The sequence below is a fragment of the Spirillospora sp. NBC_01491 genome (assembly GCF_036227065.1).
Classification (GTDB): Bacteria; Actinomycetota; Actinomycetes; order Streptosporangiales; family Streptosporangiaceae; genus Spirillospora; species Spirillospora xylanilytica.
Window position 1 is genome coordinate 2,774,621 of record NZ_CP109432.1, and the last position, 21,635, is coordinate 2,796,255.

Annotated in this window: 17 protein-coding genes and 2 tRNA genes; 11 read left to right on the top strand and 8 right to left on the bottom strand. The window is 72.5% G+C overall.

The window, feature by feature from the left end; all coding sequences use genetic code 11:
- Positions 1-330 precede the first annotated feature (330 nt).
- On the bottom strand, positions 331-2,907 hold the full coding sequence (locus OHA34_RS13005) for a Tex family protein (RefSeq protein ID WP_329521721.1): 2,577 nt from the start codon (positions 2,905-2,907) through the stop codon (positions 331-333).
- A 190-nt stretch (positions 2,908-3,097) separates the two neighbouring features.
- Here OHA34_RS13005 and OHA34_RS13010 point away from each other — a divergent pair, with 190 nt between their 5' ends.
- The 3 genes from OHA34_RS13010 to OHA34_RS13020 all read left to right on the top strand — a co-directional run bounded on the left by OHA34_RS13010 (position 3,098) and on the right by OHA34_RS13020 (position 6,574).
- The gene (locus tag OHA34_RS13010) at positions 3,098-4,405 is read left to right on the top strand and encodes a sensor histidine kinase (protein WP_285944401.1); all 1,308 of its coding nucleotides are present in this window, start codon (positions 3,098-3,100) and stop codon (positions 4,403-4,405) included.
- Positions 4,357-5,001: a LuxR C-terminal-related transcriptional regulator gene (locus OHA34_RS13015; protein WP_285944400.1), complete on the top strand. Its 645-nt coding sequence runs from the start codon at positions 4,357-4,359 to the stop codon at positions 4,999-5,001. Before OHA34_RS13010 ends, OHA34_RS13015 begins: the two co-directional genes overlap by 49 nt.
- Before the next feature lie 310 nt (positions 5,002-5,311).
- Positions 5,312-6,574 carry a glycoside hydrolase family 18 protein gene (locus tag OHA34_RS13020; RefSeq protein WP_285944399.1) on the top strand — a complete coding sequence of 421 codons (1,263 nt, stop codon included), beginning with the start codon at positions 5,312-5,314 and terminating at the stop codon, positions 6,572-6,574.
- Between the two features lie 118 nt (positions 6,575-6,692).
- On the opposite strand, the gene OHA34_RS13025 is transcribed toward OHA34_RS13020, so the two are convergent.
- From OHA34_RS13025 to OHA34_RS13035, 3 genes are read right to left on the bottom strand one after another with little or no spacing between them, the layout of a single operon-like run.
- Positions 6,693-7,994, bottom strand: a complete 1,302-nt coding sequence (locus OHA34_RS13025; protein WP_329521722.1) for a nucleotidyl transferase AbiEii/AbiGii toxin family protein — start codon at positions 7,992-7,994, stop codon at positions 6,693-6,695.
- Positions 7,991-8,704, bottom strand: coding sequence for a hypothetical protein (locus tag OHA34_RS13030; RefSeq protein WP_285944396.1), 714 nt, complete (start codon positions 8,702-8,704; stop codon positions 7,991-7,993). Before OHA34_RS13030 ends, OHA34_RS13025 begins: the two co-directional genes overlap by 4 nt.
- Positions 8,705-8,760: 56 nt before the next feature.
- On the bottom strand, positions 8,761-9,597 hold the full coding sequence (locus OHA34_RS13035; protein WP_329521723.1) for an SDR family oxidoreductase: 837 nt from the start codon (positions 9,595-9,597) through the stop codon (positions 8,761-8,763).
- Positions 9,598-9,686: 89 nt separating this feature from the next.
- On the opposite strand from OHA34_RS13035, the gene OHA34_RS13040 reads away from it, so the two are divergent.
- The 4 genes from OHA34_RS13040 (at position 9,687) to alaS (ending at position 14,816) form a co-directional block, all read left to right on the top strand.
- The gene (locus OHA34_RS13040; RefSeq protein WP_329521724.1) at positions 9,687-10,280 is read left to right on the top strand and encodes a TetR family transcriptional regulator; all 594 of its coding nucleotides are present in this window, start codon (positions 9,687-9,689) and stop codon (positions 10,278-10,280) included.
- Between the two features lie 80 nt (positions 10,281-10,360).
- Positions 10,361-11,197, top strand: coding sequence for an alpha/beta fold hydrolase (locus OHA34_RS13045; protein WP_285944393.1), 837 nt, complete (start codon positions 10,361-10,363; stop codon positions 11,195-11,197).
- Complete coding sequence (locus OHA34_RS13050; protein ID WP_329521725.1) at positions 11,194-11,904, top strand: HAD family hydrolase; 711 nt, start codon at positions 11,194-11,196, stop codon at positions 11,902-11,904. Before OHA34_RS13045 ends, OHA34_RS13050 begins: the two co-directional genes overlap by 4 nt.
- Before the next feature lie 236 nt (positions 11,905-12,140).
- A complete protein-coding gene (gene alaS / locus OHA34_RS13055) occupies positions 12,141-14,816 on the top strand; it encodes an alanine--tRNA ligase (protein WP_329521726.1) in 2,676 nt (891 codons plus the stop codon).
- Positions 14,817-14,924: 108 nt separating this feature from the next.
- Here alaS and OHA34_RS13060 read toward each other — a convergent pair whose 3' ends face one another.
- The 3 genes from OHA34_RS13060 to OHA34_RS13070 form a co-directional block, all read right to left on the bottom strand.
- A complete protein-coding gene (locus tag OHA34_RS13060; protein ID WP_285944389.1) occupies positions 14,925-15,134 on the bottom strand; it encodes a hypothetical protein in 210 nt (69 codons plus the stop codon).
- Positions 15,135-15,524: 390 nt separating this feature from the next.
- Entirely contained in the window at positions 15,525-16,031 is a 507-nt protein-coding gene (locus OHA34_RS13065; RefSeq protein ID WP_329521727.1) for a helix-turn-helix domain-containing protein, read from the bottom strand.
- Positions 16,032-16,120: 89 nt separating this feature from the next.
- The gene (locus OHA34_RS13070) at positions 16,121-16,573 is read right to left on the bottom strand and encodes a VOC family protein (protein WP_285944387.1); all 453 of its coding nucleotides are present in this window, start codon (positions 16,571-16,573) and stop codon (positions 16,121-16,123) included.
- 188 nt (positions 16,574-16,761) lie between these two features.
- Here OHA34_RS13070 and OHA34_RS13075 point away from each other — a divergent pair, with 188 nt between their 5' ends.
- Together OHA34_RS13075 and OHA34_RS13080 are read left to right on the top strand one after the other, a co-directional pair.
- Positions 16,762-17,355, top strand: coding sequence for a PadR family transcriptional regulator (locus tag OHA34_RS13075; RefSeq protein ID WP_285944386.1), 594 nt, complete (start codon positions 16,762-16,764; stop codon positions 17,353-17,355).
- Positions 17,352-18,548 (top strand): NAD(P)/FAD-dependent oxidoreductase, encoded by a 1,197-nt coding sequence (locus OHA34_RS13080; protein ID WP_329521728.1) that lies wholly within the window; start codon positions 17,352-17,354, stop codon positions 18,546-18,548. Before OHA34_RS13075 ends, OHA34_RS13080 begins: the two co-directional genes overlap by 4 nt.
- Positions 18,549-18,783: 235 nt before the next feature.
- On the opposite strand, the gene OHA34_RS13085 is transcribed toward OHA34_RS13080, so the two are convergent.
- Positions 18,784-18,857 (bottom strand) — tRNA-Pro (locus OHA34_RS13085).
- 148 nt (positions 18,858-19,005) lie between these two features.
- Here OHA34_RS13085 and OHA34_RS13090 point away from each other — a divergent pair.
- Both OHA34_RS13090 and OHA34_RS13095 read left to right on the top strand, forming a co-directional pair.
- Positions 19,006-19,076: transfer RNA gene (locus OHA34_RS13090), tRNA-Gly, on the top strand.
- A 1,332-nt stretch (positions 19,077-20,408) separates the two neighbouring features.
- On the top strand, positions 20,409-21,629 hold the full coding sequence (locus OHA34_RS13095) for a helix-turn-helix domain-containing protein (protein WP_329521729.1): 1,221 nt from the start codon (positions 20,409-20,411) through the stop codon (positions 21,627-21,629).
- Positions 21,630-21,635: the final 6 nt, after the last annotated feature.

Genomic DNA, 21,635 nt, shown 5'->3' on the forward strand with positions numbered 1-21,635 from the left:
AGAACCGCCCCCGAACTTCCGGATCGCCAGGCCGGGACGGCCGCGCGCCGCCACTCGTGCGGATCGTCCCGGAGACCGCCACCGATTCAATATCACCAATGTGTTGCGGGGGTGTGACATTGAGCATCCGCAACCTCATAATCATCCGGGATGAACGGGATAGTCGCGGCCTTTGGTGCAACGGTTCCGGCCGCGCAGGACCCGTTCGGCGAACCCGCTCTAGGGGGTCCGCCGCTGGGAACGACGACCAACGCTGAGCGTCCGTAGGGCGAGCAGACACGTCGTCCCTCCGGCTTCAGAAGAAGGCCGGAGGGACGACGTGTTCTACCGCTAGCGGTCCTTGCGCGGCAGGCCCTTGTCCAGGCCAGCGCGTCGCAGCGCGTCGGCCATGGCTCCGCTGCTTCCAGAGGAGCCGCCGCTCTGGCCACGGTCGCCGGAGCCGCGTCCGCCACGGCCGCCGCCCTGGCCGCCGCTTTGGCCGCCCTGACCACGCTGGCCGCCCTGGCCTCCCTGGGGACGTCCGCCACCTTGGCCGCCTTGGGGGCGTCCGCCGCCCTGGCCCCGGTTGCCCTGGCCCCGCGCGCCGCCCCTGCCGCCTCCTTGGCCGCCGTCGTTCCCCTGACCGCCGCCGTTCTGGCCGCCGCGGCCCTGGCGCTGCGGGCGCTCGCGCCCGTCGCCGCGGCCGGGCTCGTCGTCGAGGCGCAGCGTGAGCGAGATGCGCTTGCGCTGGAGGTCGACCTCCAGCACCTTCACCCGGACGATGTCGCCGGGCTTGACCACGTCACGCGGGTCGGCGACGAACTTGTCGGACATCGCGGAGATGTGGACCAGGCCGTCCTGGTGCACGCCGACGTCCACGAACGCGCCGAACGCCGCGGCGTTGGTGACGACCCCCTCCAGGATCATCCCGGGCTCCAGGTCGGAGAGCTTGTCGACGCCCTCCTTGAAGGTCGCGGTCTTGAACGCCGGGCGCGGGTCGCGGCCCGGCTTCTCCAGCTCGGCGAGGATGTCGGTGACGGTCGGCAGCCCGAACGCGCCGTCGACGAAGTCGGCCGGCCTGAGCGAGCGCAGCACGGCGGTGTTGCCGACCAGGCCCTTGAGGTCGCCGCCGGCCGCCCCGAGGATCCTGTGCACCACCGGGTACGCCTCCGGGTGCACGCTGGAGGCGTCGAGCGGGTCGTCGCCGCCGGGGATGCGCAGGAAGCCGGCGCACTGCTCGAACGCCTTCGGGCCGAGCCGCGCCACCGCCTTGAGCCCGCCGCGGCTGCGGAACGGGCCGTAGGCGTCGCGGTGCGCCACGATGCTGTCGGCCAGCCCGGTGCCGATCCCCGACACCCGGGTCAGCAGCGGCGCCGAGGCGGTGTTGACGTCGACGCCGACCGCGTTCACCGCGTCCTCGACGACCGCGTCGAGCGAGCGCGACAGCTTCAGCTCGGAGATGTCGTGCTGGTACTGGCCCACTCCGATGGACTTGGGGTCGATCTTGACCAGTTCGGCCAGCGGGTCCTGGAGCCGGCGGGCGATCGACACCGCGCCGCGCAGCGACACGTCCATGCCGGGCAGCTCGCGGCTCGCGTACTCCGACGCCGAGTACACCGACGCGCCCGCCTCGGACACCATGATCTTGGTGAGGCCGAGGTCCGGGTGCCGGGAGATCAGGTCGGCGGCGAGCTTGTCGGTCTCGCGCGAGGCGGTGCCGTTGCCGATGGAGACCAGGTCGACCCGGTGCTCGCGGGCCAGCCGGGCCAGCGCCTCGATCGACTCGTCCCAGCGCCGGCGCGGCTCGTGCGGGTAGATCGTGTCGGTGCCGACCACCTTGCCGGTGGCGTCGACGACCGCGACCTTGACGCCGGTGCGCAGCCCCGGGTCCAGGCCCATCGTGGCGCGCGTCCCGGCGGGGGCGGCGAGCAGCAGGTCGCGCAGGTTGGCGGCGAACACCCGGACCGCCTCGTCCTCGGCCTCCTGCCGCAGCCGGGTGCGCACGTCGATGCCGAGGTGCACCAGGATGCGGGTGCGCCAGGCCCAGCGCACCGCGTCCGACAGCCAGCGGTCGCCGGGACGGCCCCGGTCGGCGATCTCGAACCGGCGCGCGATCTCGGCCTCGTAGGAGCTGCGCGCCGAGGGGTCGTCGGCGGCCTCCTCGGGCTCCAGGTCGAGCTCGAGGACCTCTTCCTTCTCGCCGCGCAGCAGCGCGAGGACGCGGTGCGAGGGCAGCTTGGCGAACGGCTCGGCGAACGCGAAGTAGTCGGAGAACTTGGCGCCCGTCTCCTCCTTGCCCTCGCGGACCCGCGCGACCATGCGGCCCTGCCCCCACATCCGCTCGCGCAGCCCGCCGATGAGGTCGGCGTCCTCGGCGAACCGCTCGACCAGGACGGCGCGCGCGCCCTCCAGCGCCGCGGTCGCGTCGGCGACGCCCTTGGCCTCGTCCACGTAGGCGGCGGCCTCGGCCTGCGGGTCGCGCGAGGGGTCGCCCAGCAGCAGCTCGGCGAGCGGTTCCAGCCCGGCCTCGCGGGCGATCTGCGCCTTGGTCCGCCGCTTGGGCTTGTAGGGGAGGTAGATGTCCTCCAGCCGCGCCTTGGACTCGGCCGCGGTGAGCTGGGCCGTGAGCTCGCCGGTGAGCTTGCCCTGGGACTCGATCGACTCCAGGATCGCGGCGCGCCGCTCGTCCAGCTCCCGCAGGTAGCGCAGCCGCTCCTCCAGCGCGCGCAACTGCGCGTCGTCGAGCGTGCCCGTCGCCTCCTTGCGGTAGCGGGCGATGAAGGGGACGGTGGCCCCGCCGTCGAGCAGGTCGACGGCGACCCGCACCTGTCCCTCGCGGACGCCGAGCTCCTCGGCGATCCGCTGGGTCACGGGCGGGGTACCGCCGGAGTTCCGGCCGTCGTCGGTCTGGCTGATGGTCGCTGTCACAATCTGGATTCGCTTTCCTCAGCTCGTCGCGTCACCGCCCCATTGTGGCCCCCGCCGCGAGGTGGGGATAACTCCCCCGCGAAGCCGGGCCGAAAGAGGGTCTAGCACCACCGCCTCTCCAGCTCGGACGCCCCAGAATGGAAACACCGGACCGGAGTTCCCGGTCGGCCCCGGCAGCCTGGAGGAGCACGTGAATGTTCGCGGGAACGCCGCCGACCGGATCGGCGAGTACGCCCGGCGCGGGCTCCTCGCCTTCGTCCGGGGGCTGATCCAGGCGGTCCTGGCGATGGGGGTGAACCTGCCCCTGATGATCCTGACGATCCTGTCGTTCGCGTTCATCCCGCTGGGGATCGGGCTGGTGATGGTCCCGATCGTGCTGACCACCGTGCGGGGCGTCGCGAACCAGCAGCGGCTGTGGGCCTCGGAGTGGTCGGAAGTGCGAATCCCGGTCCCCTACCGGGCCCGTCCGGAGAACGGCGACCGGTTCTTCCCGCGGCTGCGCTGGCTGCTCACCGACCCGGCGACCTGGCGGGACCTGCTGTGGCTGGTGATCAACGTGCCGCTCGGGTTCGTCCTCGGGGTCCTGGCCGGCTCCGCGGTGCTGTACGGGCTGGAGGGCGTGCTGGTCGCGCCGTGGCTGGCGCAGATCACCGACTACGGCTGGGGTCCGTTCTGGCCGCTCGGCGACTACGGGGTGATCGGCATCGCGGGCAGCATCGTGCTCGGCGCCGGGCTGGCCTGCGTCGGGGCGCCGCTCGGGATGGCGATCCTGAAGGGGCACGCGCTGTTCTCCCAGTCGCTGCTGGCGCCCACCCGGACCGTGCTGGCCGAGCGGGTCGAGCACCTCGCCGAGACCCGGTCGGACACGGTGGACGTCTCGGCCGCCGAGCTGCGCCGCATCGAGCGCGACCTGCACGACGGGGCGCAGGCCCGGCTGGTGGCGCTGAGCATGAACATCGGGCTGGCCGAGGAGATGATGAAGCACGACCCGGAGACGGCGCGCACACTGATGGCCGAGGCCCGCGCGTCGAGCGGGAAGGCGCTGGTCGAGCTGCGCGACCTGGTCCGCGGCATCCATCCGCCGGTCCTGGCCGAACGTGGCCTGGACGGTGCGGTGCAGGCGCTGGCGCTGTCGCTGCCGCTCCCCATCGACGTGCGGACCGACGTGCGGGGGCGGGCGGACGCGCCGGTGGAGTCGGCCGCGTACTTCGCGGTGGCGGAGATCCTGGCCAACGTGGTCAAGCACAGCGGGGCGGCCCGCGCCTGGATCCAGATGGAGCACACCGGCGACCGGCTCGTCACGATCGTCGGGGACGACGGGACGGGCGGCGCCGACCCCCGGAACGGCAGCGGGCTGCGCGGGATCGAACGCAGGCTCGCCGCGTTCGATGGGACGATGGCGGTGACGAGTCCCCTCGGCGGACCCACCGTCGTGACCATGGAGCTGCCGTGCGCGTTGTCATCGCCGAAGACCTTGCCCTCCTCCGGGACGGGCTGATCCGCCTGCTGGAGGCGTTCGGCTTCGAGGTCGTCGAGGCGGTCGACAACGGTCCGTCCCTGGCCCGGGCGCTGGCCGCGCACCGGCCGGACGTGGCGGTGGTCGACGTGCGGCTCCCGCCGACGTTCACCGACGAGGGGCTGAAGGCCGCGCTGGAGGCGCGCAAGGAGAACCCGGGCCTGCCGGTGCTGGTGCTCTCCCAGCATGTCGAGCAGCTCTACGCGCGCGAGCTGCTGTCCGACAGCTCCGGCGGCATCGGCTACCTGCTGAAGGACCGGGTGTCGGACGTGGCGCAGTTCGTGGACGCGGTGCGCCGGGTCGCGGCGGGCGGCACCGCGCTCGACCCCGACGTGGTCGCCCAGCTGCTGACCCGGCACGCCCGCGAGGAGCCGCTCCAGGCGCTGACCCCCCGCGAGCGCGAGGTGCTGGGGCTGATGGCCGAGGGCCGGTCGAACGCGGCGATCGCGGCGGCGCTGTTCGTCACCGAGAAGGCGATCAGCAAGCACACCAACAACATCTTCGGCAAGCTCGGGCTGCCCCAGTCCGAAGACGACAACCGCCGCGTCCTGGCCGTGCTGGCCTACCTGGGCGGCTGACGGTCCTTGCGGAGGGCCCGGCCACCCGGCGGGCGATGGAGGACGATCTCCAGCGGGTGACCCCCGCGGAGCTATGGCGGCTGGACGCGCCCGGCTGGTTCGGCGCCGGCTGAGCGGGATTTTTTTCCCGGACCCTGGGCCGTACGTCCCGAGGCAGGCGCTTAGACCACCTGGACCCCCGCCGGGCAAGCTGCGGAACGGCCCTTGAAGGCCCCTCAACACCCGGTTACCATCGGCGCAATTCTTAGGAAACTTTCCTAAGAAAAGGCCGAGATTACTGTTGGTTCGGGGCGGACCGAACGGAGCGTTCATGTCCAGACCGGGCGGACGGCGGGCCATCGCGCTCGCCTGCGCGGCGATCATCGCAGTTGCCGGAGCCCTGCTCACGGCACTCCCGGCGCCGGCGGCCACCACGGCCGCGGCCACCACGGCGAGGGCGGCGGGCACCAGCGCCGCCGCCGGTGACAAGGTCATCGGCTACTTCGCCGAGTGGGGCGTCTACCAACGCGGCTACCACGTCAAGAACATCGACACCAGCGGCTCGGCCGCGAAGCTGACCCACATCAACTACGCCTTCGGCAACGTGCAGAACGGCCAGTGCACGATCGGCGACTCCTACGCCGACTTCGAGAAGGCCTACACCGCCGGCGAGAGCGTGGACGGCGTCGCCGACACCTGGGACCAGCCGCTGCGCGGCAGCTTCAACCAGCTCCGCAAGCTCAAGGCCAAGCACCCCGGGCTGAAGGTGCTGTGGTCGTTCGGCGGCTGGACCTGGTCGGGCGGCCTCGGACAGGCCGCGGCCAACCCGGCCGCGTTCGCCGACTCCTGCTACAAGCTGGTCGAGGACCCGCGCTGGGCGGACGTGTTCGACGGCATCGACATCGACTGGGAGTACCCCAACGCCTGCGGGCTGAGCTGCGACAGCAGCGGACCGGCCGCGCTCACGAACCTGCTGTCGGCGCTGCGCGGCAAGTTCGGCGCGGGCAACCTGGTGACCGCGGCGGTCAGCGCGGACGGCACCCCGGGCGGCAAGCTCGACGCGGCCGACTACGCCGGCGCGGCGCAGTACGTCGACTGGTACCTGCCGATGACCTACGACTACTTCGGCGCGTGGGACGCGGCCGGGCCGACCGCCCCGCACTCGCCGCTGAACTCCTACACCGGCATCCCGATCCAGGGATTCGACTCCGACACGACGATCACCGCGCTCACGGCCAAGGGCGTCCCGGCGTCCAAGCTGCTGCTCGGCATCGGGTTCTACGGGCGCGGCTGGTCAGGCGTCTCGCAGGCCGCTCCGGGCGGCACGGCCACCGGGGCTGCGCCCGGCACCTATGAGGCGGGGATCGAGGACTACAAGGTCCTCAAGACCAGGTGCCCGTCCACCGGGACGGTCGCCGGGACCTCCTACGCCAAGTGCGGCGACCAGTGGTGGAGCTACGACACCCCCGGCACGATCGGCGGGAAGATGGGCTACGCCAAACAGAAGGGCCTCGGCGGCTCGTTCTTCTGGGAGCTCAGCGGCGACACGCCCAACGGTGAGCTGATCACGGCGATCCGCAACGGCATCGGCTGACCCTCCGCCCGCGAGACCGGCACCGGCCGGCCGTGCCCCACTCTCCCCGGTGCGGCCGGTGCCTTCCAGGGCCCCTGACCAGACCCGCCACTCCCAGGGTCAGGGGCCCTTCGCGCGCTCAGCCGCGCAGCGCCGCCAGGGCCTGCTCGAAGGCGCCGGCGGGGTACCAGCGCGGCCGGTGCCCGTCCGGTTCATCGTGGAGGCGCCGGACGGCCCGCGCCGACTCCGCCAGCCCCTCCGGGCCGTGGCCGCGCAGCTCGTTGACGATGATGATCTCGACCGGGAGCGCGAGGCGCTCCCCGACCAGCCGCCTCCGGACCCCGTCCATGCCCTGGTCCGCCCGGGTCGCCCGGTATCCGGCGAGGAGCCGCTCCAGCAGCACGACGGCCCGCCGGTAGGCGCCCGCGGGCAGCTCGGCGGCCTGCTCGAACATCGCGTCGAGCGAGGTCGCCAGCATCATGGAGTAGTCGATCCGGGTGCCCGGGATGTCCGGGTACTCCTTGCTGAACGCGTCCCAGTCGGCCTCCACCTCGAAGAGCTTCTCCGCCGTGGGCACGTTCACCGCGTAGAGCGGGTCGGCGGAGACGAGCACGTCCATGAGCGTCCGGTAGGAGAGCCTCGCCGAGGTGGCGAGCAGGCAGGCGTCGAACAGGTCCTTGCCCTGCGGATAGCGGTCCTCCAGCAGCCAGAGGAGCTTCCAGGCGAGGGAGAGCTCCGGGGTCGCCGCGCCGAGGACGGGGGCCTCGCCGCCGTCGCCCCGCGGCACGGCGGTCGGCTCGGGCGGAACCGCCGGTCGCTCGTTGAACACGAAGTCGAGCTGGACGATGCCGTCCGGCACCCCCTCGCACGTCCACGGCAGGACGAGGCGCCGCCCGGGGACCTTGCTGTAGGTCCAGATGTCGCTGCGCATCGCCTCGTCCGCGCGGAGCCGCACCCCGCCGTCCGGATCCGCGCCGGACACCTCCTCCACGGCCCGCGCGATCCCGGTGAGCATCCTCCTGGCCTCCCTCCCGGACACCTTCCAGGTGTCGGGGACGACCACGAAGTCCAGGTCGCCGGGCTCACGTGCGTCCGCCCCGTACCAGGCGCGCAGCAGCACGCTGCCGCGCAGCACCAGGTTCCCGGCCCACGGCGACGCCGCGACCGCGGCGAGGACGTGGTCGAGCGCCCGCCGCCGCGCCGCGTACCAGCGGCGCCCGGCCTCCTCCGAGGCGAAGCGCGGCTCGCCCACGCGGATCGCGCAGGAGTGCTGCTTCATCGCGGGGTCGAACACCAGTGCCTGCTCCACCCCGGGCACGTTCCGCAGCGTCGGCGGCAGGTCGAGCCGCCTCGCCTCGTGCGGAGCGGGGGGATCGGGGGGCAGCCGCGTGGTGGCGTTCCACCACCCCCTCCCGACGACGGCCGCCCAGTCGAGGCTCATGACGCCCGCCGCTTCCCGGCGTCGCGGTCCGCTCCGGTGATCCGGGCCTCCTCCAGTCGGTCGTCGACGGCGGGTCCGCCGTCGACGGTGAGATCGCCGGGGATCCAGCCCTCGTCCAGCGAGGCGTCCCCGTCGTGCACCACGTACTCGCGCTCCACCGACGCGATCTCGTGGCCGGCCGCGCGCAGCGTCCCGGTGAGTGCGGCCAGCCGCCGTCCGGCGGTCAGCGACCCGACGAGCCGGCACCGCTGGGTGACGAACCGCTCGTGCCGTCCGTCCGCCCGGACGCGCCGCGCGTTGCGCGACAGGTGCGCGGTGTGCGGGAGCACCGCCCCGATGAGCGCGGCGGCGTCGAACCGGGCGCCCAGCAGCAGCTTGAGGTGGTGCTCGAAGTAGCGCGCCGGGTCGCGCGCGTCGGCGTCGGCGGACGGGACCCCCCGGTTCCAGGGCGCCGCCTCGATCTTGAGCCGGGTCACCGCGTACCCGGCCGACCGGAGCCGGGCCGCCGCGTCCCCGGCCGCGGCCCGCGCCCCGTCCAGCGTGCCGGACGTGCGGAGGGTCAGCATCGGCTGGGAGGTCACCCGGCCCCGGTCCAGCACGATGTGGGTGAACTTCAGGCCGTGCTCCGCCGCCCACCGCGCGATCGCGTCGATCTCGGCCGCGCGGCAGCCGACGGTCACGTGCGCCTCGAAGTCACCGGTGACGTCCACACGCCGGATGATCCCAAACGTGCGGGCGGACCGTCATGCGCATTTCGTCCCAGAAGTCAGACGAGGTGCGCGCCGCCGTCGATGTTGAGGATCTCGCCGGTGACATAGGTGTTGGCCATCAGGAACAACGCGGCCGAGGCGGCCTCCTCGGCGGTGCCGTAGCGGCCGAGCGGGGTGAGCGCCCCGGCCGCGGCCATCTTCCGGTCGCCCGCCTCGTCCGCGCCGGCGTCCATCGCGCCGCGTGCCAGGGGCGTGTCGAAGACTCCGAAGCGCACCGCGTTCACCCGCAGCCGCCGGGGCGCCAACTCGACCGCGAGTGCCTTGACGAGCCCCTCGACCGCGCTGCCGGCCGCGACGAGCGAGGCGATGCCGGGGACCGGACGGCTCACCAGCCCGCCCGAGGCCAGCGTGACCGACCCGCCCGCGGGCAGCCGGGACGCGGCGGCGCGGACGGCCGCCAGCGCCCCCCAGACCCGGCCGTCGAAGGCCGAGCGCACCTGGTCGCGCGAGACTTCGGTGGCCGGGCCCAAGCCGCCGAGGCTGCCCGCGGTGACCAGCACGTGGTCCAGCGCTCCGGCCTGGTCGAAGGCGGCGTTCAGCGCGTCCTCGTCGCCGCCGTCGGCGGAGACCCCGAGCACCGCGGCGGGGTCCGGCCCCGTCGCGCCGGGCTCCCCGGCGGCGCGCACCCGGTCCACGGCGGCGGCGAGGCGTCCCGGATCCCGTGCGATCAGGACGACGCGGGCGCCGAGCGAGTGCAGCAGCATCCCGGCGGCGAGGCCGATGCCCGAGCTGCCGCCGATGACCGCGACCGTGCCGCCGACAAGGCTCTGCGGCAGCGGGGATCGGACGGGGGCGGGCATGACGGCGGCGGCACCGGGGGCGGTGGTGGGCATGGTGGCTCCTCCAAAACAATAAACCATCTGGTTGTTTTAGATCTTGATCCACGGCGCCGGGATTGTCAACCGGGTGGTTTAATCGAGGGATGGGCTACGACGCGGACGCGACCCGGCAGCGGATCTTCACGGCCGCCACCGCGGAGTTCGCCGAGCACGGCCTGGCCGGCGCGCGGATCGAGCGCATCGCCACCGCCGCGCACGCCAACAAGCAGGCGATCTACCTCTACTTCGGCGGCAAGGACAAGCTGTTCGGCGCGGTGGTCCGCGCCAAGCTGGAGGAGATCTGCCACGCCGTGGTGATCGACCAGGACGCGCTGGCCGACTCGGTGGGAACGCTCTTCGACCTGTACCAGGAGCATCCCGAGCTGGTCAGGCTGCTGCACTGGGAGGCGCTGGAGTCCGGCGGCGGCCCCATCCAGGGCGAGGAGGAACGGCACGAGGCCTACACCGGGAACGTCCGCGACCTGATCGCCACCGGGTTCGGCAAGGAGCTGGCCGAGCCCGCGCGCACCCGCGCCGCCCAGGACTGGCTGTTCACCCTGATCGGCCTGGTCGCCTGGAACTTCGCCGTCCCGCAGGTGCGCCGCCTCCTCCTCAACGAGCCCGACGAAGAGGCCGAGCTGGCGCGGCGCCGGGCGGCCGTCATCGAGGCCGCCCTCGCCATCACGCGCGCCTCCTGAGCGGCCCGCGCCGCGCCCTCCGCTCCAGCACGGCCTGGCACACTGGCACGGAGAAGGGCATCGACGCAGAGGACGAGCACTTGAGCGGCTGGAAGCTGACCAGGACGTACGCGAGCAGCTCCGGGGAGGTGCGCTGGGACGTCCTGGGCGACCCCGGGGCGGAGCCCCTCGTGCTGCTGCACGGCACCCCGTTCTCCTCCTATGTCTGGCGCGGGATCGCCCACGCGCTCGCCGCCTCCTACCGCGTGCACGTCTGGGACATGCCGGGCTACGGCTCGTCCGAGATGAGCGACGGTCAGGACGTGTCGCTCGGCGCTCAGGGCCGTGTCTTCGCCGAACTCCTCACGCACTGGGGCCTGGACGAGCCGCTGGTGGTCGCGCACGACTTCGGCGGTGCCACCGCGCTGCGCGCGCACCTGCTGCACGGCGCCCGCTACCGCGCGCTCGCCCTCGTCGACCCGGTCGCGCTCGCGCCGTGGGGCTCGCCGTTCTTCCGGCTGGTCACCACCAACGCCGCGGTGTTCGAGCAGCTCCCGCCCGCCCTGCACGGGGCCCTCGTGCGCGAGTACGTGGCCTCGGCGAGCGGCCCGGGGCTGCATCCGGCGACGCTCGACGCACTCGTCGCGCCCTGGCTCGGCGACACCGGGCAGCCCGCCTTCTACCGGCAGATCGCTCAGGCCGACCAGCGCGACACCGACGAGATCCAGGTGCGGTACGGCGAGATCGACCTGCCCGTCCTGGTGTGCTGGGGCACGGCCGACACCTGGATCCCGGTCGCCAAGGCGCATGAGCTGGCCGGCCTCGTCCCCGGCGCCCGGCTGCGGCTGATCGAGGGCGCCGGGCACCTGGTGCAGGAGGACGCCCCCGCCGAGCTGACCGCCGCCCTCGTCGGCTTCCTCCGGGAGCACGGCGCGTGACGTCCGCCGCGCTGGACGTCGAGGGCGTGCTGTTCGATCTGGACGGGACGCTCTTCGACCACGACGGGGCCGCCGCCGAAGCGATCACCGGGGTCTTCCCCGGCGTGGATGCGGAGTCCCTGGTCCCCCGCTGGACGGAGCTGACCGAGGACGCCGTCGACCGCTACCTCGCGGGCGAGCTGACCTACACCGGCCAGCGCCGCGCCCGGATCATCGCGCTCGCCCGCGAGCTCGGCCTCGGCACCTGGGACGACGCCCGCGCGGACGCCTGGTTCACCGGTTACCTCCCGCTGTACGAGGCGGCCTGGCGGCCCTTCCCGGACGTCCGGCCGGCGCTCGGCGCGCTGGCCGGACGGGCCCGGCTCGGGGTGATCACCAACGGCGACGCGAAGCAGCAGCGCGCCAAGCTCGAACGGCTCGGCCTCGCCGCCGACCTGCCCTGCCTGCTGGCCTCCAGCGAGGCGGGCGCGGCCAAGCCCGCCCCCGAGATCTTCCGAGCCGGGTGCGCCGCGCTCGGCACGTCCCCCAGCGCGACCGCCTACGTCGGCGACCGCCTGGCGGTCGACGCGATCGGCGCGGCGGACGCGGGCCTGCGGGGCGTGTGGCTCGACCGCTCCGGCGGCCCGGCCCCCGAGGCCCTCCCCGTCGCCCGGATCACCACGCTGGCGGCCCTGCCCACGCTGCTCGCCCGCCCCCAGCGGCCCTGAACGCGGCGCGGAGGCGGCGCGCCCGGATCAACCCAGATGCAAAGCCGGCCTCCCGCGGGTAGCGTTGCCCCTGAGGGTCACCCTGGGTGACCGCGCAAGTAGGGACGAGAAGGAACCGATGGACTTCCACGAGGTGGGACGGCGAGCTAGCCGCGCCGAGCTGGGGAACGAGCACTCGTTCTCGGCCCGGCTCGGCGGTGTGCGCCGTCATCCCATCGACCTCGTGAGGCCGTCCCATGCGTTCCCCTGACATCCGCTCCACCTTCCTCGACTTCTTCCAGGCGCGCGACCATCACGTCGTGCCCTCCAGCCCGCTGATCCCGGACGATCCGACACTGCTGCTGGCGAACGCGGGGATGAACCAGTTCACGCCGTACTTCCTCGGCGAGACCGCGCCCCCGCACCCGCGGGCGGTCTCGGTGCAGAAGTGCGCGCGGACGTCCGACCTCGAGAACGTCGGCCGCACCACCCGGCACGGGACGTTCTTCGAGATGCTCGGCAACTTCTCGTTCGGCGACTACTTCAAGCAGGAGGCGATCGCCTGGTCCTGGGAGCTGCTCACCCGGCACTACGGCCTGGACCCGGCGCGCCTGTGGGTCACCGTCTACCTCGACGACGACGGGGCCGAACGGCTCTGGCGGCGCGTCGGGGTCCCGGCGGACCGGATCCAGCGCCTCGGCATGGCCGACAACTACTGGTCGATGGGCGTCCCGGGCCCCTGCGGGCCGTCGTCGGAGCTGCACTACGACCGGGGGCCCGCGTTCGGGCGCCGCGAGGGCGGCCCGGCGGCCGACGGGGAGCGCTACCAGGAGATCTGGAACCTGGTGTTCATGCAGAACCGCCGCGGCGCGGGGACGGGCAAGGACGACTTCCCGGTCCTCGGCCCGCTGCCGTCCCCGAGCATCGACACCGGCCTCGGGCTCGACCGGCTCGCGGCGATCCTCCAGGACGTCGGCACCCTGTGCGAGACCGACCTGCTCTCCCCCACCCTGCGCCGCGTCGGTGAGCTGGCGGGACGCGGCTTCCCGGGGCCGGGCGGCGGCGAGGAGCGGGTCTCGTTCCAGATCGTCGCCGAGCACGCGCGGACGATCGCGTTCCTGATCGCCGACGGCCTGCTCCCGTCCCGCGACGGCCGCGGCTACGTGCTGCGCCGGCTGATGCGCCGCGCCGTCCGCCACGCGCGCCTGCTCGGTGTCGACGGGCCGGTGCTGCCCGCGGTGACCGGCAGCGTCGTGGCGAACCTCGGTGGGACGTGGCCGGAGCTGGAGCGGCGCGGCGACCTCATCGAGCGCGTCGTGACGGCGGAGGAGGAGGGCTTCGACCGGACGCTGCGGCAGGGGTCCCGCCTCCTGGAGACCGCGATCGGACGGGCGCGTTCGAGCGGCTCGCCCACGCTGCCGGGCCAGACCGCGTTCGAGCTGCACGACACCTACGGCTTCCCGATCGACCTGACCGTCGACGCGGCGCGGTCGGCGGGGCTGACGGTCGACGAGGACGCGTTCGCGGACCTCCTGGACGGGCAGCGCCGCCACGCCCAGCGTGCGGGCCGCGACAAGAAGGGCTCGGCCGCGGCGCGGCAGGACGCCTACCGGCGTATCGGCGCGGAACACGGCCGCACCGAATTCGTCGGCTACGACACCACCAGCGCGGAGACACGGATCGTCGCGCTGCTGGACGGCGGCGGGACCGTTCCCCTCACGCGCGTGCACGAGGGCGACGAGGTCGAGGTCTTCCTCGACCGCAGTCCGTTCTACGCGGAGGCGGGCGGGCAGGTCGGCGACACCGGCACGCTCCGCACGGCGGGCGGCGCGGCCCTCCGTGTGCTGGACACCCGTCCCGGACCGGGCGGCCTGCACGTCCACACCGCCCGCGTCACGTCCGGCGAGGCCGGCCCCGGCGACGCGGCGGAGGCGGTCGTGGACGCGGACCGGCGGGCGGCGATCGCGCGCGCCCACAGCGCCACGCACGTGCTGCACACGATGCTGCGGCGCGTCCTCGGCGAGCACGCGGCCCAGCGCGGCTCGCGGGTGGAGCCGGACCGGCTGCGGTTCGACTTCGCGCACTTCTCGGGCGTCGGCCGGGCCGGCCTCGACACCGTCCAAGGGCTGGTGAACGACTACCTGCTCGGCGATCCCGGCGTCCGGGCCTGGGCGGCGGGGCGGGCCGAGGCCGAGGCGGCGGGCGCGGACGCGCTGTTCGGCGAGAAGTACGGCGAGCGGGTCCGGATCGTCGACATCGGCGACGCGTCGCGCGAGCTGTGCGGCGGCACCCACGTCGGCCGCGGCTCCCAGGTGGGGCCGGTGGTCATCCTCGGCGAGTCGTCCATCGGAACCGGGCTGCGCCGCATCGAGGCGCTCACCGGACCCGAGGCGCTGCGCCACCTCGACCATGGGCGGACGCTGCTGGCCGAGCTGGCCGACCTGCTCGAGGTGCCGCCCGAGCAGGCGCCCGAGCGCCTGCGGCAACGCCTGGGCACCCTCACCGAGGCGCGCCGCGAGCTCGACACCCTGCACCGCACCAACCTCCGCGACCGCGCGCGGCGCCTGGCCGGCGACGCGGAACCGGTGGACGGCGGCTGGCTGGTCGCCGAGGTCCTCGACGGCGTCGACGGCGCCGATCTGCGCCCGCTCGCGAACGAGATCATCGCCGCGCGCGGCGACGGTCCGGGCGCCGTCATCCTCGGCGCGCGCGTCCGCGGCGGCAAGGCGGTACTGATCACCGCGCTGACCCCGCGCCTGGCCGAGACCGCGCCACCCGCGCGCGAGCTGCTGGCGGGCGCGGCGAAGGAGGTCGGCGGCGGCGCGGGCGGCAAGGGCCCGATCGCCAACGCGGGCGGTCCGCGCGCCGAACGGCTGGACGAGGCGGTCCGGATGGCGGCGGGCACCGCCCGCGACCTCCTCACCCGCCTCTGACCGCTGCGGGGGCCGGTGCGCGCACCGCGCACCGGCCCCCGAGGTCAGCCGGTCGGGACGATCACCGCGCGGCCGTTGACCCGGCCCGCGTGCAGCCGCTCGTACGCCTCAGGCGCCTCGTCGATCCCGTACTGCTCGACGTGCACGTCCAGTCAGCGGCACGCTGGTCACCGGGTCCAGGCCGCCGAGCGGCACCAGGTGCCGGGCGTCGTCGACCAGCAGGTACTCGGCGAGCGCGCCCGGCGCGCCGAGGCCCGGCGGGAAGATCTTCAGCTCCCCGGCGCGCAGGCAGTAGTTCTCCTGGCCCCGCGCGCACATCGCGCACCGCCCGCAGCCCCACGGACGGCGATGTCGGAATGGCAGACCCCGGCCGCGGTCACCTTCAGCAGCACCTGCCCCGGCCCCGGCTCGGGGTCCGGGACGGTGACGACCTCCGGATCTGCGCCGATCGCGCGGTATTGAACGGCCTTCATGCTGCTCCCCCTCGTCAGCGAGCCCGGCACGCGCCGGCGCCCCCCGCCGCCCCGCCCGTCCGTGCCCGGCCGCCACAGGGGCCCCCGCAGGAGCAGTCGAACCCACAATTCGGGAGATATCGACATTCCCCCGCGTGGCCGCGGTCAGGCGCGGGTGCCCACCGCCACGAAGAACAGATGCGGATCGCGGGAGCGCCGGGCGGCGTCCGCCGCGTGCTCCAGCAGGGCGAGCGAGTCATCGCTGTACCCCAGCCGCCGCGCCAGCCCGACGGACGACCGGAACGCCAGCGAACCGCGCCGAGTCGCTCTCGTGCGCCCAGAACGACAGCTCCTCCAGCACCGCCGGGAGCCGCACGCCGAGCTTGGTGAGCTGCGCCTTCGTCTCCAGCCGCCGGGCCGTCGCGACCTCCGCCGCGAGGACGTCCACCGAGCGGGGCCGCCCGGCCAGCTCGGGCCCGACGTCCATGTACGCCAGGACGCGGCGGAGCTCGGGGATCATCGCGTGCACCCGGTCGTCCTGCCCGCGGCTCTGGTACGGCTGCCCGTAGAGCTCGGCGGGGTCCATGCCGAGCGCCGCCGCGACGGCCGCGGGGGTGGCGGCCTTGTGCGCAGCCTCCACCTGCGCGAGATGCCCGCGCGAATAGCTGGCCCGCTGCGCCAGCCCGGTCTGTGTGAGCCCGCGCCGCTTCCGCGCACGCGCCACCCGGGTGCCTGCGGTCTCAGGGCTACCGTCGTCCGCCATGGGCCCCGCAACCTCCTGAGGTCTCGACGTCCTCAGGCTACGGCGCCCGCCCGGCCCGCGTCAGGGGGTCGGCTCCGGCGCCGTGCGGCTCAGCCGGTGCCCGCGGGCGGGTCGGCGAAGACGCCCTGGAGCAGCCCGGTGGACTGGCCGACCTCGATGAGGTAGCCGTCCGGGTCGCGCATGTAGCAGCGCAGCTCGGCCTTGCGGTCGATCGGCGGGGTGAGGAACTCGGCGCCCTTGGCGCTCCACTCCTGGTAGCAGGCCGCGATGTCGGCGACCCGGAGGTTGAGGAAGCACGACGTGGCGGCGGGGTCGGGCGGCGTGCGCAGCGTGACGCCCGGCTTGTCGGGGGTGGGACCGCCCCCCGGGTTCATGATCAGCCAGCTGTTGGCGAGCTTGACCATGCAGGGGTTCTCGTCGAGCACCACCTCGCCGCCGAGGACGTCGGCGTAGAAGGCCCGCGAGCGGGCCACATCGGCCACCGTGAGGAAGTGGGTGACCAGGATCCCGCTCTCCGGAGCCGGGAGATCTTCGCGACGCATGTCCGTTCCCCGTTCTTCGCCGTGCCCGCTTCGGTCCTGCCGGGGGGACACCGCCTCGCGGCGGTCGCACGGGAAGACGTTCCCACCAGACCGGCGAGGAACCGGCCTCCGTTCATCCGACCGAAAGACATATAGTTGACATTGACTAACACGTGCTAAATAGTCGATATCAACCAACAGGAGCATTGATGGCACGACGCAAGGTGGCCAACCCGCTCGCCCTGGTGGTGCTCGCCGAGCTGCTCGCCGAGCCGATGCACCCGTACGAGATCGGGCGGCGCCTCAAAGAGCACGACCACGACAGCACCGTGAAGTACAACCGCGGATCGCTGTACATGGTGGTCGAGCAGCTGAAGAAGGCCGGCTTCATCGCCGAGCGCGAGACCGTCCGCGACACCCAGCGGCCCGAGCGCACCGTCTACGCGCTCACCGGCGCGGGCAGGGACGAGCTCTACGCCTGGCTGCGCGAGCTGCTGGCGCAGCCGCAGGAGGAGTACCCGCGCTTCGGGGTGGCGCTGTCGCTGCTGGTCGTGCTCGACCCGGCCGAGGCGACCGCGCTGCTCGGCGAGCGGCTGGAGGCCCTGACCGCGCAGATCGCCGAGATCCGCGAGACCGTCCGGGGCGCCACCGAGCAGGGCGTCATGTGGGTGTTCCTGGTCGAGGACGAGTACGAGCTCGCCACGCTGGACACCGAGTGCCGTTTCGTCACCCGGCTGATGGAGTCCCTCCAGCGGCCGGACTACATCCGGCAATGGCAGCAGATGATGGGGAGCAGGCAATGACGGTACTCATCGCAGGGGGCGGCATCGCCGGCCCGATCACCGCGCTCGCACTGCGGAAGGCCGGGATCGACGCGGTCGTCTTCGAGGCGCGTTCCGAAACCGCCGACGCCGCGGGGGCGTTCCTGACCCTGGCGACCAACGGGATCGACGCGCTGCGCACGATCGGCGCGGGCGAGGCGGCGCTGGCCGCCGGGTTCAGCACGCCCACGCTCACCCTGCGCAGCGCCACCGGCAAGAACCTGGGCGCGACGCGCACGGGCCGGGAACTGCCGGACGGCACGGCCAGCCACACCCTCAGGCGCGCCGACCTGTACCGGATCCTCCACGACGAGGCGGTCTCGCGCGGCGTCCGCATCGAGCACGGCAAGCGGCTGGTGGGCGCCGAAGAGACCGGCGACGGGGTGCGGGCGGTGTTCGCCGACGGCACCGAGGCCACCGGCGAGCTGCTGATCGGCGCGGACGGCGTCCATTCCACCGTCCGCTCGCTGATCGACCCGGCCGCGCCCGCGCCCGCCTACTCCGGTCTGATCGGCCTCGGCGGCTACGCCGCCGGGACCGGGCTGGACGGCGCGGACGGCGGCTACACCATGATCTTCGGCAGGCGTGCGTTCTTCGGGTACGCGGCCTCACCCGATGACGGGGTGTGGTGGTTCGCCAACGTGCCCCGCGCCCGCGAGCCCGAGCGCGGCGAACTGGAGGCGGTCTCCGGCGAGCAGTGGCGGCGCACCCTGACCGACCTGTTCGCCGGCGACGCCGGGCCGGCGGTCCGCTGCGTCGAGGCGAGCGATCCGGGCGACCTGCGGGCCACCCCCGTGCACTCGGTCCCGCACCTGCCGGTCTGGCACAACGGCCGCATGGTCGTCATCGGCGACGCCGCGCACGCCCCGACGCCGACGTCCGGGCAGGGCGCCTCGCTGTCGATCGAGGACGCGGTCGTACTCGCCAAGTGCCTGCGCGACCTGCCCGCCCCGCGCGCCGCGTTCGCACGGTTCGAGGAGCTGCGCCGTCCCCGGGTCGAGAGCATCATCAAGGCCGCCGCTCGCATCAACAGCAACAAGGCGGCCGGCCCGGTCGGCCGCGTGCTCCGGGACACGTTCCTGCCCGTCGTCCTCAAGCTCACCGCCAACAGCAAGCAGGTGATGAGCGCCTACGACCATCACATCGACTGGGACGAGCGGGTCACCGCGAACTAGAGGCCCGCCGTCGACGTCGAGGGCCACTACGTCCCCGGAGCGAACCACCGCGGGCCGCCGCAACGTGACCGCCCGCCCGTCGGGCCTGGCGGCCGGGAGCAGCCTCCGACTGAACGCCTGCTGCTCGCCCCGCAGTGGCCCGCTCCGTTGCCGGACGGGCTCCTCCCCCACGGGGAAGCATCTGAAGATCGTCTCCCGATCTCCTGCTCACCGCGGGAACAGGGTCCGATCTCGGTCGGGCTGGCGGGATTTGAACCCACGACCCCCGGCACCCAAAGCCGGTGCGCTACCAAACTGCGCTACAGCCCGCCGCACCATCACGGTGCAGCGTGCAGTCTAGTCCCGATCAGCCCCGCCCGCTCCGCCCAACCCGGCATTCCGGTCGCCGAACACGTGCATACGCGAAACCCTGTACTCTACGGACTGGCGACCGAGGGGTCACACCCTCGCTCCGCTCGCGGGTGTAGCTCAATGGTAGAGCCCCAGTCTTCCAAACTGGCTACGCGGGTTCGATTCCCGTCACCCGCTCCCACTGAAAAGGCCCAGGTCAGAGGCATGTTCCCTCGACCTGGGCCTTCCCGCTCCTCACTCCCGTTTACCCTTGCGTGCCCGATCCCTTCCCCGTGCCCTCTTCCGGCTTACCGCCGTCCCGCGCGGTCTTGAACGCCTCACCCAACGCAGCCGCGATCACCTGGTCACGATCGGGGGTTGCAGGGCCAGCACGGGGGTCAGTCGCTCGTCTTTTGATCTTCACTGCGCTCCATCTGATCGCTGAAGTGGCCACGGCCACATCTGCGCGTTCTTGATCGCTTTGCGCAGCTCTTCGGATGTGATCGCCTCTACCAGGCGTTCGGTCCCGTCCTGCGTCCGTACCTTCGCCCACCAGGAGCCGGTAGCCCTCCCGTACCAGGCCACGGTCCCCGGATGTTCCCGCGTGATCTCCCGAGCGATCTGCCGCACGTCCATGTCCGGCGGCGGTGTCACCCGGGGAGCACGCATCACGTCGCCGTGTTCGGGCCGCTGGTGAAGGGCACTTCCAGGACGCGCGCGATCCGATCCGATGCGGCCTCGACATCCCAGGCGGGGCACAACGGTTCAAGGTCGGGAGGAGAACCGCGCTCAGGGCCCGACCAGGCCCAGAACCACCAGAGTGCGCCACCGTCATCACTCGGAGCACCGCCGCCCCTTGGGCAACGAAGACACAGAACCTCTTGCCGAAGACCGGGGTTCATCAACTGCCCGAGTGGATCGTTCCCATCCGGTCCACCGGCCGGGTTGTACGCCTCCACACCGCCGTTCTTGCCCACCCCGACCTTGAGGCCCCGCGCCTCCAACGAGGTGACGAGCGTGCATTCCAGCCCGCTCCAAGACCGAGCCTGCGTGAACTGACGGCCAGACGTCCTGTTCATGACCACACCTCCAGAAATGGAAGCGGGACCAGCGACGCGGGGTCATGGCTCCCCCTCCAAGAGGACGCGACACGACAGGGAACCTGCCGCACCTCAGCCACCCTCACCACGTCGCCGGCCCCGCAGCTCATCACGCCACCTCGGCCCGTCGGAATCCGCCGCACATCGAGCACGACTTGCGCACCCGCTCCGGCCCCCGCCCCGAACCCGGCTGCCCGAGCAGCAGGACACGCCGAGGAGAAACCCACTTCCAGCCACGGTCACCACACGAGGTGCACTTATCGGTACTCGTCTCGTTCACCCGATCCTCACTTCACCCGAGCCTGTCTCCGAAGCGATGCCGCCGCCATGACGGGCTGCTGGAAGAACTCACTGGTGGCAAGCTATGGGCGTTCGACGGGCGCACCCCGGAAAGAAAATCCGGGGTTGCAGCGGGAGGTGACGACGTGCGATGGATGACCGGTTCAGCAACCTGACGCCGGGTCAGCGGGTCGCTTGGCACCGTGTGCGCCGAGGGATGTCTCAGCCTGTTCTTGCCGGGCTGGTGGGACGAACCGAAGACTGGCTCAGCAAGATCGAGAACGACCGGGCCGTTCTCGACCGGGTGTCGGTGATCCGCTCACTCGCCGACGCCTTGGGCGTCTCGGTGTTCGACATCATCAGCGAACCCGCGCCCGATCGCGGGGGCGGCGAACTCTCTGGTGTTGCCGAAGTACGTGCCGCGCTCACAGATCATCGGCAACTCTCACCGCTGCTGTCTGCGATCGAGGCGGAGGGCGAACCACCCCGGCTTGACATGCTTCACCATGATCTCGCCAGAGTGATGAGCGCCTACCAAGGGTCACAGTACGGGCGGATGCTCCGGCTCATGCCTGAACTGCTGACGCAGACTCATCTCGCCGCAGGTGAGTACTCCGGTGACGAGAGGCAGACCGCCGACCGTCTAGCCGCCCTTGCCAGCCAGTCAGCCGCGATGATCCTTACCAAGCTCGGACAGCCCGACCTTGCATGGATCGCGGCGCAACGCGGCCTTGCATCAGCTGAACGTTCCGAGGATCCCGCTGTCATCGGTTCTCTGTTCCGTTCACTGATCCACACGTTGCACTCACAAGATCGTCTTGCCGACTCCAAGGACATGACCCACCGAGCATCCGACTACCTACGCCGAGAGCTCGACCCCAAGGCGCCCGGCATCGTCTCCATTTACGGCACGCTCTTGTTGCCCGGAGCCGTAGCGGCTGCCCGGTCGGGAGATCGATCCACCGCAGGTGAGTATCTGGACGAGGCGGAGGAGGTGGCTACATACCTCGGCTCAGACGCCAACCATCTCTGGACCGCGTTCGGCCCGACCAACGTCAAGGTTCACCGTGTCGTCACCGCGATGGCTCTGGGAGATGTGCCGATCGCGTTGAAGCTGATCCCCAACATCGACACGAGCGGGCTGCCGATGGAACGGAGGGTGCGACACGCCCTTGAGGTAGTGAGCGCCCACCACGCTCGCAATCAGGTGGAGACTGCGATAGATGAGCTCCTAGTCGCCGAGCGTCGTGCCCCTGAACAGGTGCATGAACATGTCATGAGCCGTCAGCTTGTTCTGAAGCTGAGGGGAACCGTCCTTGGCAAGAAGAGCTCCAGGCTCGCTGACCTTGCCCGGCGGATGAAGGTCATCTAACTCATC